The organism is Raoultibacter timonensis (genome assembly GCF_022845715.1).
Classification (GTDB): domain Bacteria; phylum Actinomycetota; class Coriobacteriia; order Coriobacteriales; family Eggerthellaceae; genus Raoultibacter; species Raoultibacter timonensis.
Genome location: NZ_AP025564.1, coordinates 1,234,024 through 1,247,942 on the forward strand (window position 1 = coordinate 1,234,024; position 13,919 = coordinate 1,247,942).

The following is a 13,919-nucleotide window of genomic DNA, read 5'->3' on the forward strand; positions in this document are numbered from 1 at the left end:
TGGGCGGGGCAAGCGCCTCGATAAGCAGCCAGACGAAAGGCCGCCGATCGCATGTCGGCGGCCTTTCTGCATACGGATACGCGCTTTACTCGGCTCGCTAAGCTCCGGCTTTGGTGACCGCCATCTCGAGATACGAGTACATGTCCTGTGCGCTTCCCGCAAACACGGTCGACACGACGCCATTCTCGTCGATGACGACGGTGTAGGGGATGCCGCTTGCGGGGTAGAGCGCCTCTATCGCGCCGTCTTCGTCGAGTCCCCAGGCGAAATCGTATCCGAGTTCTTCCGCTTTGGCCTGGGCATCGGCATTGCGATCGCCGCGGTTGATGGCGACGATCTGCACGCTGTCGAAAGCTTGATCGATCTTATCGAGCTCCGGCATATCGCGCATGCAGTATCCGCACCAAGTTGCCCAGAAGGTGAGTACGACCACCTTTCCCCGGTAGTCGGAGAGTTCGGCGGTTTGCCCGTCCATGGTTTCGAACTCGAAATCGGGCGCTTCGACGCCTTCCTCGACCTTGGCCTTTTTCTGAGCCTGCGCAGAGCCGTTCTCGTTTGCCGAACCGCTTGATCCTGCGGAACCCCGATCCGTTTCGGCGGCCGGCGCCGAGCAGCCAGCCAGTGCGGCGAGCGAAAGGGCGAGCGCAAGAACGAGCCCAAGGGCTCGGTGCGCATTCGAGTGTGCGGTACGTATCATGATCTCTGCTCCTCGCGTTCGGACGGCGCATCGTCGCGTCGAGAGCCGTCTATATGTAAGTTGTTTGCTAGCATATCACGAAGCGAGAATCGGATGGCGCTCGTTTTGCACGATGTTACGCAGGCTCCACATTGTATGCACTCCCGATCGCTTACCCTGCGAATATCGACCTTGCATACGTCGAGACATGCTCCGCAGTTGGTGCAGGCCTCCTCGTCGACGCGGTAGCGCAGAAGCGCGAACCGGTTGAAAAACGAATACAGCGCGCCGAGGGGGCAGAAAAACCGGCAGAACGGACGGTAGACGAACAGCGAGACGGCGAGCAGCGCTACAAGTACGCCGACCTTCCAGTCGAACAGCGCTCCGAGCATGAAGCGAAGATCCTCGTTCATGGCGACGAGCGGAATGCCCGCTTCAAGGGTGCCAGCGGGGCAGAGGTAGGCGCAAAACGCCGGCGTGCCGATGCCTGTAGCGTTGAGGAGCACAATCGGCGCAACGATGACGAGGCCGAACAGGATGACGTACTTGCCCCAGGAGAATGCACGGCTCCAGGCGCCCTTTCTGATTTTGGGAAGCGGTACCTTGTCGAGAAGGTCTTGGATGAAGCCGAACGGGCAGAGCCAACCGCATACCGTGCGGCCGAGAAGCGCGCCGAAAGCGAGGATGGTTCCGATGATGTAGAGGGGAAGCCGTTGGTCGCTTGCGACGAGCGCTGCTTGCAGCGAGCCGATGGGGCATGCCCCGATGGCGCCGGGGCATGAATAGCAGTTGAGCCCGGGAACGCAGACGCCTTTCGTGTCTCCCTGGTAGATGGTGCCCGTTGCGAAGCCCTCGAAGTTGAGGTTGTAGAGCAGGGCGGCGAGCAGCTGGATGATAGAGCGTTTGAAGCGCGCGATCGGACCCATCGGCTATCCGATCCCGATGCATTCGTAGCAGACGAGCGCCGCCTTGCGCAGCGTGTCCTGAAAATCGCCCTGCGCGATGCCGAGCGCGATCAGGATGGCGGCGAGTACGAGAACGACGAGCCACCAAGGTATGCGTTTTGCTAATTGTTTCATGGTGGCATTGTAGCGTAGGGTTGCCGGCTGGTCGATCCCGCCGAGGAACCGTTACCCGATAGGCGCGTCTTTCGACAGGGGTGCCGCCTGGCTGACGCCTGCCGCCTGCAGGAGCCTATTTCCCGAACAACCGTTTCGCCCCGCTTGCCATGAGGTAGATTCCGCCTCCGATGGCGAGCAGGCCGGGCCCGGGCAAAATGAGCATGGGAACGCCGACGAGCGTGCACACGCCTCCCGCCGCGATGCGGGCCGCACCGCCGAGGCGGCTTTTGGGCTGCCCGTTTTCGGGGGAGCCTCCCGCATCGATCACGTGGGCGTTCACGGGCACTGCGGGCCCGGCGCTGTTGCCTGTCGGCGCTCCGTTCGCTTCAGCGTGCCAGGAGGTGCCGTCGAACGTATAGTAGGGCTTGCCGGTCCGGTTCGCAGACCCCGCAGGCTGTTTGCGCGCCGGATCGTTTTGGGCTTTTGCCTGTTCGTGGGATTGGTCGACGGGGGTGACGTCGATGATGTCGTTGCGTTCCATGGCTGCCTCGTTTCCAGTCCGTTTTACTTAACGATTATACGGATGAGGCGGTGCAGTTCGGGTCTCCGATCTGCGCTGTCATCTTCTGGTAAAGAAAAGCCCATAAACCTGATCGAGACCGTCTGTCCTACCCGCCGAGCAGCGTGGCGGCCCCGAACCGCAACGCGCGGTTTCGTAAGGGCTTCAACGTTCCGTATCGGGGCGTTTTCGGTCCCGTCGACGGTCGCGTCATAGAGCGGGATCCCTTTTCGCCGTCCCGAAACGGGGGTTCCGTCAACGGTGGATCAACGCCGGAAAGCCCCGGAGTGCATGAGATTTGCGATTGTGAACCCAAAAAGTCTGATTTTAGGGAGATAATTCTATGCAGATGCACGAAAACGCAGGTCAACATTGGCGCTTCTTACCTTTCCGGGTTCACAATCGTAAATCTCATACATGAAATCTCATACATGAAAAGGGATCTCCGCCGTTAAACCGCCTTAGGCATGCCCTCGCAGGGTTTTTGCAGCGGAGGAGTCCCCACGGGAGCATGCCGGTTTCGATTCCCGGCGTCCGGTGCGAATCTGCGATCTGAAGCTTCGGGCGGACGCATGTCGACGATGGCTTGACGGCAGGCTCTGGATTTGGGAACGCGCTTGCTGGCGCGGACGTCGCAAGGCGTTTCGGCGTACTCGAGCGGCAGCCGCGCGCACCGCTTCGGCCGGCCGTGATTTGCTTGCGGTTCGCACGGCATTCTCGCTTGTCGAAGGCCTCATTTGGGTTACACTAGGTGCCGTACTGTTTTTGTACTTCCAGGTTGCTTTGTTTGTGTAAGGCTCGACAGTGGTTCGCGCCTTGGGAATAAACAAAAGGCGCGGGCCACGCAACAGGAAAGTTGGTGGTCATTATGGCAGCTCCTGCTACCGAACACGTGCGCAACATTGTGCTTGTGGGGCAAGACGGCGCTGGCAAGACTTCTCTCGCAGAAGCGATGCTGCACGTCTCCGGCAAAACGCCCCGCATGGGCACGACTCACGATGGGAAATCCTACCTCGATTACGACGACGAGGAAATCAAGCGCAAGTTCACGATCGGCACATCGATCGCCCCCATTCCCTACAAAGACTTCAAGATCAACGTGCTCGACACGTCCGGGCACCCCGACTTCGTAGGCGATACGCTCGCGACCATGCAGGCGGCCGAAATGGCCCTGTTCGTCGTCGATGCCGTTGCCGGACCGCAGGTTATGACCACCAAGCTGTGGTACGAGGCCGAGGATATGCGCCTGTCGCGTGCCGTTTTCATCAACCATATCGACCGCGAGCACGCGAACTTCGATTCGGCCATGGCGACGCTCCATGCGCGCTTCGGATCGCGTTTGGGCGCGGTTACCATCCCCATGGGCGTCGACGCCGATTTCAAGGGCGTCATCGATGTCATCCGCATGAAGGCGCGCTACTTCGAAGGGGAGAGCGAGCACGTGGTCGATATCCCCGACGAGTACGCCGATGCCGCCATCGTCGCGCGCGACAAGCTCTGCGATCTCGTGGCCGAGGCCGACGACGAACTCATGATGAAGTACCTCGACGGCGAGGAGCAGCTGACCCAGGGCGAGCTTGAAGATCTGCTCGACAAGGCGATCGCGCAGGAGCTGTTCATCCCCGTGTTCGTGGGATCGACGATCATCAAGCAGGGCATACAGGGCCTCATGGAGGATATAGCCACCTACTTCCCCTCGCCGCGCGCTCACGGGCGCTTCCGTTTGGCCAACGGGGAAGAGACGTTCATCGACGAGGCGGGCGAGCCCGCGTGCTTCGTGTTCAAGACGCTGTCGGATCCCTATGTGGGCCGCATGAGCTTCGTCAAGGTCATTTCGGGCGTCCTCGAACCGGGCATGGAACTCATCAATTCCCGCACGGGCAAGAAGGACCGCCTCGGCCACCTCTACGTCATGATGGGCAAGGAATCCAACGACGTGAAAAGCGCGAAGGCGGGCGACATCATCGTCGTCCCGAAACTCACCGACGCGAAAACCGGCGATACCCTTTCCAAATCGGGCGATCTGGCCATCGATCCGCTGCCCATGCCTACGCCGCAGTACCCCGTGGCCATCGAGGCCGCCAACAAGAAGGATGAGGATAAGCTCGGAACCGCGCTCGCCCGTGTAGCCGAGAACGATCCGACGGTACGCATCAGCCGCAGCGAGGAGACGCACCAGACCGTGCTCACTGCCATGGGCGATACGCAGGTCGATACCATCATCGCCCGCATGAAGGAGCAGAACGGCGTCGAGGCGGTGCTCGTACCGGTGCGCGTGCCGTACCGCGAGACCATCCGCAAGGTTGCCGAAGCGCAGGGCCGCCACAAGAAGCAGACCGGCGGGGCCGGGCAGTTCGGCGATTGCTGGTTGCGCCTCGAGCCCAACCCGGGCGGCGGCTACGAGTTCCTCGACGAGATCGTGGGCGGCAAGATTCCTCGCAGCTACATTCCCGCAGTCGACAAGGGCGTGCAGGACGCTATGGCCGAGGGCTTCCTTGCGGGCTATCCCATGGTCGATATCAAATGCGCCGTGTTCGACGGTTCCTACCACGCGGTCGACTCGAACGAAATGGCGTTCAAAACCGCCGCACGCATCGGCTTCAGAGCTGCGTGCGAGAAGGCCGATCCGGTCATCTTGGAGCCGATGGCGAATATGGACATCGTGGTCGGCGAGGAGTACGCGGGTGCGGTCATGGGCGATATCTCGACCCGTCGCGGGCGCATCGTCGGCACCGATTCCAACGATGCGGGGGAAACCGTCATCATGGTGCGCGTGCCCTACGCCGAAGTGGTCACCTACACCAAGGACCTGCGTTCGATCTCGCGCGGGAGCGGTTCGTACTACATCGAGATAGAGGGCTACGAAGAGGCTCCGCACGACGTGCAGAAGAAGCTTGCCGAGGAGTACCAGGCGGCCCGCGCAGCCGGCAACAATTAGCGGGGTTTCGCCGGGCAGCCGTACGGTTCTGCGAGCCTGGCTACGAGCGCCGTCCGCTTCGCGCGGGCGGCGCTTATTTTTACCGGAACCCTTGCGTCGCTTCGGCCGATGGTCTAACCTCGGCTATCAGTATCCAACGTCGACAAGATAAGCGCCCATGAGAACCGTTTTCCAGATATTGTTCCGCGATCTGCGCAGGTTGTTGCGCAATCCCGTGGCAATGATCATCGTCGTGGGCGTATGCGTCATACCTTCCCTCTACGCGTGGTACTGCATTGCGGCAAATTGGGATCCGTATGCGAATACTGCGGGCATCCGCGTTGCGGTGAGCAACAACGATCGTGGCGTGCAGAGCGATATTGCGGGAAACCTCGATGCGGGCGGCCAAGTGGTTGAGGAGCTGCGCAACAACCATGATCTGACGTGGGAGTTCGTATCGGAAGACGAAGCGCGCGAGGGGGTCGAGTCGGGCACGTACTACGCCGCCATCGTTATTCCCGCCGATTTCAGCGAGGATCTCGCAAGCGTGTTCACCGGCGATTTCGAGCAGCCGACGATCGCCTATTACGTAAACGAGAAGAAGAACGCCGTGGCACCGAAGGTCACCGATACCGGTGCCGCCACCATCGAAGAGCAGATCAACTCGACGTTCGTCTCCACGGTCAGCAAGACCGTCATCGAGATGGCCCAGAACGCGGGCACCTCGATGCTTGACAGGTCGGATGAAGCGAGCGAGGGGCTTGCTGCGAGCGTCGATGAGACGAACGGAGCCATCGATCGCGTTCGGGCGTTGCTCGACGGCATCGATTCGACCATCGAAGATTCGCGCAGCCCGCTCGATAACACGCGCCAAACGCTCGACGATCTCGAAGAGCGGATCCCCGTTATCGCCGACGCGCTTGATCGGAGTACGGCGCTTCTGGGCGATGTGCGTCAGTCGGCTCGCGAGCTCGATGCGTCGATTTCCCAGGCTATCAGCGAGGGCGGAACGCTTCTCGGCGATGCTTCGACGCAGGCGAACATCGCCATCGGCGCGTTTTCGGGCAACGTGGCAAAGCTGCAGGGCGGCGTCGATGCCGCCCTGGCCGATATGGGCGCGCTCGTCGACGGCAACGAGGGGATCATCGACGAGCTCAGGGGCCAGGTTGCCCAGCACCCCGAGCTTGCCGACGTGATCGCCGAGCTCGAAGCGCAGAACGAGCAGCATCGTCAGACCATCGAGAGCCTCAAGATCTTGAGCGGCGATATCGCGGCAATCGCCGATGCGGCGGCGTCGGCTTCGGATGCCGTTGACGGATCGGTTCAAGACGGCCTTGCTGCGGCGGGCGAGGCGCAGCGCCGCATCTCTGCCGAGGTTCTGCCGAAGCTCTCCGAGGGGCTCGATTCGTTTTCGCAGGTGTCAGGCGGCCTTGCGGGCACCGTATCGTCGCTGAAGCCGACGATACAGCAGGCCCGCGCGCTCCTCGATCAGCTTTCGGGGACGCTCGACCAGACGAAGGAGGTCGTATCCTCTACAAGCTCGTCGCTTGCGGAGATGCGCGACGAGCTGTCCCGAACGGTCACCGATCTATCGGCGTTGAACGACTCGGCCTCGCTCGACGAGCTTTCGGCGCTTCTCGGCATCGATCCCGAAGATGCGGCAAGCTTCATGTCGTCGCCGGTCACCCTCGAAAACGTGGCGATCTACCCGGTTTCGCCGTACGGGTCGGGCGTCGCCCCCTTCTATACGAACCTTGCGCTTTGGGTCGGCGGCTTCATCCTGATCGCCATATTCAAGCTCGAAGTGGATCGCGAGGGTGTGCGCTCGTTTTCGCCTACGCAAGCCTATCTCGGAAGGTGGCTTCTGTTCGTGCTGCTCGGTCTTGTGCAGGCGGTGATCGTGTGTGCGGGCGATTTGGCCATCGGCGTGCAGTGCCTCGACCCGGTTGCGTATTTGGCTGCCGGCATGTTCACGTCGTTCGTGTACGTGTCCGTCATCTTCGCCCTTGCGAGCACGTTCAAGCATATCGGCAAGGCGGTTGCCGTGGTACTGCTCATCATGCAGATTCCCGGTTCGTCGGGCATGTACCCCGTGGAAATGATGCCCGCGTTCTTTCAGGCGGTGCATCCGTTCCTTCCGTTTACCTACGGCATCGGTGCGTTGCGCGAGGCGGTGGGCGGCATGTACGGCTTAACCTATGCGTTCAATCTGGCCCATCTCGCTTTATTCCTACCTGTGGCGCTGATCATCGGGCTCGTGGCGCGACCGTACCTGCTGAACCTGAACCTCCTGTTCGATCGCAAGCTCGCCGAAACGGATATCATGGTGTGCGAGCAGAACAACCTGCCCCGCACGCGCTACCGGCTGCGCACGGTGATCAAAGTGCTCCTCGATACCGACGCGTACCGCGCGAAGCTGCTTGCGCGCGCCGATCGGTTCTACCGCAACTATCCGCGCCTCATCCGTGTGGGCTGGATTCTCGTCTTCGCGTTGCCGGTGCTGATCCTTGTCGTGATGTCTTTGTTCGATGTCGACGTGGACACCAAGATCGTCATGCTCGTGTTCTGGATACTCTCGCTCATCGCGGTGATCTCGTACCTCATCGTGGTCGAATACCTGCACGACAACCTTCGCTACCAGCTTGACATGAGCACGCTCGACGATGCCGATCTCGAGCAAAAGCTGCGCGAGCATGTGGTTTTGCAGGCGGACAGCGGAAAGCGTGATCGCCCGTGAAGAACATCCTGCGCATCATGTACGGGGATCTGACCCACGCGACGAAAAACGTCATCGGCGCAATCGTGCTTGTGGGCCTCATCGTGGTGCCCGCGCTGTACGCATGGTTCAACATCGCCGGCAGCTGGGATCCCTACGGCAATACCCAGGGGCTCAAGGTTGCCGTGGCGAACGAGGACGCGGGGTATCAAAGCGATCTGGTGCCGCTCGAGGTGAACGTCGGCGATTCGGTGGTATCCGCTCTGCGGGCCGACGACGAGTTCGACTGGGTCTTTACCGATGAGGAGGCCGCTGTCGAAGGCGTGCGGTCGGGCGCATACTACGCCGCCATCGTCATCCCCGAAAGCTTCAGCGCCGATATGATGACCTTGTTCTCGCCCGACATGCAGCACTCGAGCATCGTCTACTACTCCAACGAGAAAGAAAACGCCATCGCACCACGCGTAACCGAGAAGGGCGCGAGCACGATACAGGGAAGCATCGACGAGACGTTTGCCCAGACGGTTGCCGAGGTTGGCCTGAAAACCACCAACGACTTGCTTTCGTTCATGAGCGGCGATGAGGTGACGAGCTACGTTTCGGTGCTCGATCGCCGGCTCGGCGCTGCAGTGGACACGCTTTCCGATTCGGCCGAGCGCATGGCCGCGTTCGCGGCGCTCGTCGGCTCGACGGCGGCGCTCATCGATTCGACCTCGGGCATTCTTGAGGAAACGGGCAGCGCGCAAACCGATGCGCAGGCGCTGATATCGTCCTCCCAGTCGGGCCTTTCGGATGTTCGCGCTTCGCTTTCGGAGCTCACCGCGATCGTCCGCGAGGCGTTCGATCGAAGCATTGCCGGCTACGATGAGGTTTCCGCGGGCATCGATCGGGCGCTCGACGATCTGTCGGCGGGTGCAAGCGGTGCGGTCGGGGGATTGGACGAGGCCTCGGCCGAGATACAGGGGCTGATCGATGGGTCCGAGCGGGCGCGCGATGCGCTCGCGCAGGCCGATCCCGGCAATCCCGCAATTGCCGAGATCGACCGTGCAATCGAAGCGCAGCGCTCGCTCAAAACACGTGTCGACGAGATGGCCCGGACGCTTTCCGGCGCCTCGTCCGATGTCGAAAGCCAGCGTGCGGCGGTTCGCGATCTCATTGACCGGGCGAAACAGAGCATGGCGGGCGTGCAGTGGAGCTACGAGACGCAGCTGGAAAGCCAGATCGAAGAGCTCGAATCGGAACTTGGCGAAATCGCCTCGTCCTCCTCGTCGGTCGCCGACAGCCTCGATGCGGCGACCGAGGGACTCTCGCAGCTATCCGGCTCGCTTGCCGACGATCTCGAATCGGCCCAAGGGGCGCTGCAGGAGGCCGCTGATACGCTGAAGGCTTCGGCTGAAAAGCTCGGCTCGAATCGCACCGAGCTGCAGGAGGCCGCGCAGAGCGGCGATGTCGAAAAGATCAAATCGATCGTCGGGTCGGATCTTGACGGCATGGCCCGATTCCTTGCGGCCCCCGTGCACGAGGATCGCCAAGCGGTGTTCGGCATCGCGAACAACGGCTCGGCGATGGCGGCGTTCTACACGATACTGTCCCTGTGGGTGGGTGCGGTCATCCTCGTCGCCATGATGAAGGTGGCGGTGTCGGATCGCCGGGTTGCCGAGCTCGAGAACCCAAAGCCCTATCAGCTCTACCTCGGTCGCTTCGGCATATTCGCGCTGCTCTCGTTTTTGCAGAGCACGGTTGTGTGCCTGGGCGATTTGTTCTTCCTCGGCATCCAGTGCGAGCATCCGCTCCTCTTCATGCTGGCGGGTTGGGTGGCCGCATTCGTGTTCTGCAACCTCATCTACACGCTCACCGTGTCGTTCGGCGACGTGGGCAAGGCGATAGCCGTCGTGCTGCTCGTCATGCAGGTTGCGGGTTCGGGAGGAACGTTCCCCATCGAGATGTCAGCGGGCTTTTTCCAGGCGGTGTATCCGTTTCTGCCTTTCACGCACGGCATCGCCGCCATGCATGCCTGCATCGGCGGGATCTACGGCAACGAGTATTGGATCGAGATCGGATGCACGCTCCTTTTCCTCATCCCCTCCTTGCTGCTGGGGTTCGTCCTGCGTAACCCCGTTGTCCGCTTGAACCGTTTCGTGATCGATAAGCTCGAGGAAACCAAGCTCATGTAGGGTCGTTGCAAGCCGATCCGGGATCGGGGAGTCGAAGCGGGCGGGGCCGGGAACGGCCGGCGTTAGCGGGTCGCGTTGCCGGCGGCGTTCGATCCTGCCGGCGCGGTTGCGGTACTCGGGCCGACATCGTTTAGGGGTGTGTTGCGCTCGCAGACGCGATAGCTCCCGTCTTCGGGGTGCGAGGTGCTTTTCCCGCAGGGATATGCGCAGACGAGACCGCTGTGCGTACAGCGTACGGGTTTCGGCCGAACGAGCGCTGCCATGTCGGCACCGCACGCCTTGCAGCAAAGATCGGCTCCTTCGATGATGTCGTGCCGATCGAATATCGTGCAGGTACCGCATGCGGGGCAGCGGGCTGATTTTTTAGGGGCGGGTTGGCACTTTCCGCAAAACGGATTGCATATCCAGCATCCTCCTGGCACGGCGTTCCTTTCCTCGTCGGACAAAAGGTAAGATACCAGATAAATAGCCTGTTTCTATACTGTCTGCGGTATGAAAACGATGAATCTAGTACTCAGGGTTATATGGTCGGTCCGCGAAATGACGTACCTTATTCCCTATAATGCAACGAGTCAGATTAAGGTTCGGAGCAAGGGGGATTTGTATGGCCGAGCGTTCCAGTGCGTTTCTGATCGAAAAGAAAACCGCGAAGATGCTCGGGTTCAAAACCCTGCTCGCATGGCATTATCTCGTTTTGTTCACGCCGCTGTTCATCGGCGACCCCGAGGGCGGCTTCTTCCCGTTTTTCTTCGAACGCCAGCTGACGCTGTATTTGGCGCTCGCCGTGTCGTTCGGTCTGCTTGCGCTGGTGGGCAACCGCATGCTGCACAAGAACAAGACCATGCCATCGCCGGTGCTGCTCGGGGCGGCGTGTGCTCTCGGCGCCATCGCCTCGGCCGTGGCGGTTTTCGGCGTGGGGCCGGCCGATGCGCTGGTGCGGATTGCGGTAACGGCGGCCCTCGGGTTCAGCGAGGCGCTTCTCATGTTCCTTTGGCTTCGCTATTACGCGGTGGCGGCCGGCGAGTTCGTCTACCGATCGTTTGCCGTCGACATGATGTGCGGCGGGCTCATCGCATTTCTCATCTGCGTGCTTCAGTATCCTTTTTCATGCATTGCGGCCGTGGCCCTTCCGCTCGTGGCCGGCGCGTCGCTCGTGTTCAACTGGCAATCGGTCGAGCCTCAGCAGCAGCCGCCGACGCCTTGTCGATCGGCGATGCCGAGCGACAAGGAGGTACTGCGGCATTTCTTGAAAACCGTGCTGCCGACGGTTGTGTACGGATTCGTGTTCGGGCTCCTTCAGGGCGGCTACATTCTGAACGAGGTCGCGTTGCTCATGGCGTACGATCCGATCGTTCTGCTGGGCATTCTCGTCTGCGGGGTGCTCATATTCGCGATTCCCGAAGATCCCGGTGGAAACTCCGATATCGATACGATGCACCGCCTGTCGCTGCTTCTGTTCGTGCTCGGCATCGTGAGCCTGTCGTTTCTCAGTACGAGCGTCCACCAGGTGGTTGCCGAAACCGCTATCTTTGCGGGGTTCAACCTCTTCGACTTCGGCGCTATGATTCTCGCGCTCGGCATGTCGAAGCGCCTGTATACGCGCGGCTTGCTGTTCATAGAGGGGGGAAGGGCGCTCACGTATCTGAGCCTCGCGCTCGGCATCCTTTCGGGCGAGCAGCTCATGCTGTTGGCGAACGGCGACCCGATGACGCTCTACACCATAAGCGGCATCGCGATCGCGTTGCTCGTCATCACGACGCTTACGCCGTTTCGCGAGACCGAGAAGCTCGACGCCCGCCTTGCCATCGCGAGCTTCGAACGCAGTGCGGGCCCGATCCTCAGAACGCGCTTTTGCGCCAATTGTCCGGAGGCCGCCGAAGCGGGCCGCTCGGACGGGGCGAGAGCGCCTCGGCAAGACGATGCCGAGGCGGAGTCGGGTGCCGCAGGCTCGGCGCCGGATGCGGCTGATGTTGCAGCCCGCGCGAGCGGTTCCGGATCGGCCGGCGAAGGCGATGCGGCCGTACAGGACGCTTCGGGCCCTGCACGCGTCGAGCCGCGCGACGGGGCACAGCGCGATACCCCTTGGAGGCGCACTTGCAACGAGGTGGCGCGGATATACAAGCTCTCTCCACGCGAAACCGAGATATTCCTCCTCATCGCAAAGGGGCGCAACGCGGAATACGTACAGCAGAAGCTCGTCATATCGACCCATACCGCGAAGACCCATATCGCGAACATATACCACAAGCTCGGGGTGCATTCGTCGCAGGAGATGCTGAGCCTCGTCGAAGATTACAAGCGGCAGGGCAACGAAGGCGATTTTGCGGACCAATGAACAGGACAAGGCGAAGCTCGCCGAACAAGACCACGAAGGGATGACCATGACTACAGACCAACCGACCATCAGCGAGAATCCGATAGATCTTGCGCGGTTCTCCTTATCGGCATGCGATCGGGTGCGCATCGAGATGCCGCCGCTTTCCGACGTTACCGAAGACGATATCGATGCGCAGCTGTTCGCCTACGTGGCGAATGCGCCGAAGGACAGCCCGATCAAGACGCTTGGCGATCTCGACGACGCATGGGTGAAAGCGAACCTGCCGATGTACGAATCGATCGGCGAGGTGCGAAACGCAATCAGGGCGAGCCTTACCAAAGAGACGACGGTCGCATTCGATGAGATCAGGTACGCCAAATGCGCAGAGGCGCTGATCGAAAGGCTCGAAGGGGACATTCCTGTGGCCGTAATCGAGGCGCATGCCGAAACGGTGCGCGCACGCACCGAAGAAGCTGCCCGCGCGCAGGGCGTATCGCTCGCCCGTTATCTCGAGGACGCGCACATGACAAGCGAACAGTACGAGGCGAGCCTTCTCGACGAGGCTCGTCGAGAGATTGCGCTCAACATCGCGCTCGACAAGATGGTGGAGGTTACGGCGACCACCGTGCCCAACGCCGAGCTGACCGAGTACCTCGCGTGCGAGGATCCGGCGCGGTTCCTCGAGGAACTGCGCGAGTCCGGCAAGGTGGAGCAGGCGCGCAAGGCGGCAGCGAGGGTGAAGGTTATGCGGCGGGTGATCGAGACCGCCGAGGTCGAGACCGAAGGCGACGAATCATAAGCCGACGGTTCGTGCAGCGCGCCTTGTGCGGGCCCGGATGCGATTGGGCATCCGGGCCTTTTTCGTGCGGCGCAGACTTTGCGGCAATCGGTTCATGGGTTTGGGAAACTCCATGTCAAAGTCCATTTTCATGGTTCCCCTCACCAGGGTGAGAAACGTATAACCGCCAGTACTAGATCGCCTTTTTTCATACCCGCGAAGGGAGGGGCGCACCTCTTCGGGGTGGTAGGTTACGGTCGTGAATGCACCCAAGCCATTTACACGAGTTCGATCAGCATCCTACACGACGTACAAGGAGGAATCGCATGTGTTTTAGACCGCCATCATTCGACGAGATGATGAAGAAGTGTCCCTCATGCGGGTCGTTCAACCCGCCCGAGCTGACGAAGTGCAAGAAGTGCGGAACCGATCTTCCCGAGGCGGCCGGCGGAACCGGCGATGCGAGCATGCCCGCACCCGGCGCCCCGAAGGGCCCCGGCGCCCCCCCAGGCGCCCGGTGTTCCGAAGGCTCCCGGCGCCCCGAAGCCGCCCGCCCCGCCCGCGTAAGGGCGACACCGTGCGCTTCGGCGCACGCGACGCAGGTGTTTGAAGGCCGCCTGCCGCATGTCCGGGGGAAGGATTATGCGGTGCGGTAAGCAAGGGTACCGGCTCTGCGGACGCCCGGGCGGCCTTTGAAGCATACGAGTTTGACATTGGTTGG

General features: G+C 61.4%; 10 protein-coding genes. 6 read left to right on the forward strand and 4 right to left on the reverse strand.

Features of this window, described 5'->3' with window-relative positions; genetic code table 11:
* Positions 1-97: 97 nt before the first annotated feature.
* The 4 genes from MWL89_RS04860 to MWL89_RS04875 all read right to left on the reverse strand — a co-directional run bounded on the left by MWL89_RS04860 (position 98) and on the right by MWL89_RS04875 (position 2,278).
* Positions 98-697: a TlpA family protein disulfide reductase gene (locus MWL89_RS04860; protein ID WP_244411968.1), complete on the reverse strand. Its 600-nt coding sequence runs from the start codon at positions 695-697 to the stop codon at positions 98-100.
* A complete protein-coding gene (locus MWL89_RS04865; protein WP_244411969.1) occupies positions 694-1,602 on the reverse strand; it encodes a 4Fe-4S binding protein in 909 nt (302 codons plus the stop codon). The genes MWL89_RS04860 and MWL89_RS04865 overlap by 4 nt, the downstream gene beginning before the upstream one ends.
* Positions 1,603-1,605: 3 nt before the next feature.
* Entirely contained in the window at positions 1,606-1,755 is a 150-nt protein-coding gene (locus MWL89_RS04870) for a CD1871A family CXXC motif-containing protein (RefSeq protein WP_180995094.1), read from the reverse strand.
* Between the two features lie 115 nt (positions 1,756-1,870).
* Positions 1,871-2,278 (reverse strand): hypothetical protein, encoded by a 408-nt coding sequence (locus tag MWL89_RS04875; protein ID WP_244411970.1) that lies wholly within the window; start codon positions 2,276-2,278, stop codon positions 1,871-1,873.
* Between the two features lie 886 nt (positions 2,279-3,164).
* Here MWL89_RS04875 and MWL89_RS04880 point away from each other — a divergent pair.
* The 6 genes from MWL89_RS04880 to MWL89_RS04905 all read left to right on the forward strand — a co-directional run bounded on the left by MWL89_RS04880 (position 3,165) and on the right by MWL89_RS04905 (position 13,854).
* On the forward strand, positions 3,165-5,234 hold the full coding sequence (locus tag MWL89_RS04880; RefSeq protein ID WP_244412584.1) for an elongation factor G: 2,070 nt from the start codon (positions 3,165-3,167) through the stop codon (positions 5,232-5,234).
* A 157-nt stretch (positions 5,235-5,391) separates the two neighbouring features.
* Entirely contained in the window at positions 5,392-7,950 is a 2,559-nt protein-coding gene (locus MWL89_RS04885) for a YhgE/Pip domain-containing protein (protein WP_244411971.1), read from the forward strand.
* Positions 7,947-10,103 (forward strand): YhgE/Pip domain-containing protein, encoded by a 2,157-nt coding sequence (locus tag MWL89_RS04890; RefSeq protein WP_244411972.1) that lies wholly within the window; start codon positions 7,947-7,949, stop codon positions 10,101-10,103. Before MWL89_RS04885 ends, MWL89_RS04890 begins: the two co-directional genes overlap by 4 nt.
* Before the next feature lie 604 nt (positions 10,104-10,707).
* On the forward strand, positions 10,708-12,438 hold the full coding sequence (locus MWL89_RS04895) for a helix-turn-helix transcriptional regulator (RefSeq protein WP_244411973.1): 1,731 nt from the start codon (positions 10,708-10,710) through the stop codon (positions 12,436-12,438).
* Between the two features lie 46 nt (positions 12,439-12,484).
* Positions 12,485-13,219, forward strand: a complete 735-nt coding sequence (locus MWL89_RS04900) for a trigger factor (protein ID WP_244411974.1) — start codon at positions 12,485-12,487, stop codon at positions 13,217-13,219.
* Positions 13,220-13,524: 305 nt separating this feature from the next.
* Complete coding sequence (locus MWL89_RS04905; protein ID WP_244411975.1) at positions 13,525-13,854, forward strand: hypothetical protein; 330 nt, start codon at positions 13,525-13,527, stop codon at positions 13,852-13,854.
* Positions 13,855-13,919: the final 65 nt, after the last annotated feature.

What these genes read in the sequence shown, in the direction of transcription:
- MWL89_RS04860 (WP_244411968.1), bottom strand. Translation starts at nt 697, where the DNA reads ATGATACGTACCGCACACTCGAATGCGCACCGAGCCCTTGGGCTCGTT.
- MWL89_RS04865 (WP_244411969.1), bottom strand. Translation starts at nt 1,602, where the DNA reads ATGGGTCCGATCGCGCGCTTCAAACGCTCTATCATCCAGCTGCTCGCC.
- MWL89_RS04870 (WP_180995094.1), bottom strand. Translation starts at nt 1,755, where the DNA reads ATGAAACAATTAGCAAAACGCATACCTTGGTGGCTCGTCGTTCTCGTA.
- MWL89_RS04875 (WP_244411970.1), bottom strand. Translation starts at nt 2,278, where the DNA reads ATGGAACGCAACGACATCATCGACGTCACCCCCGTCGACCAATCCCAC.
- MWL89_RS04880 (WP_244412584.1), top strand. Translation starts at nt 3,165, where the DNA reads ATGGCAGCTCCTGCTACCGAACACGTGCGCAACATTGTGCTTGTGGGG.
- MWL89_RS04885 (WP_244411971.1), top strand. Translation starts at nt 5,392, where the DNA reads ATGAGAACCGTTTTCCAGATATTGTTCCGCGATCTGCGCAGGTTGTTG.
- MWL89_RS04895 (WP_244411973.1), top strand. Translation starts at nt 10,708, where the DNA reads ATGGCCGAGCGTTCCAGTGCGTTTCTGATCGAAAAGAAAACCGCGAAG.
- MWL89_RS04900 (WP_244411974.1), top strand. Translation starts at nt 12,485, where the DNA reads ATGACTACAGACCAACCGACCATCAGCGAGAATCCGATAGATCTTGCG.
- MWL89_RS04905 (WP_244411975.1), top strand. Translation starts at nt 13,525, where the DNA reads ATGTGTTTTAGACCGCCATCATTCGACGAGATGATGAAGAAGTGTCCC.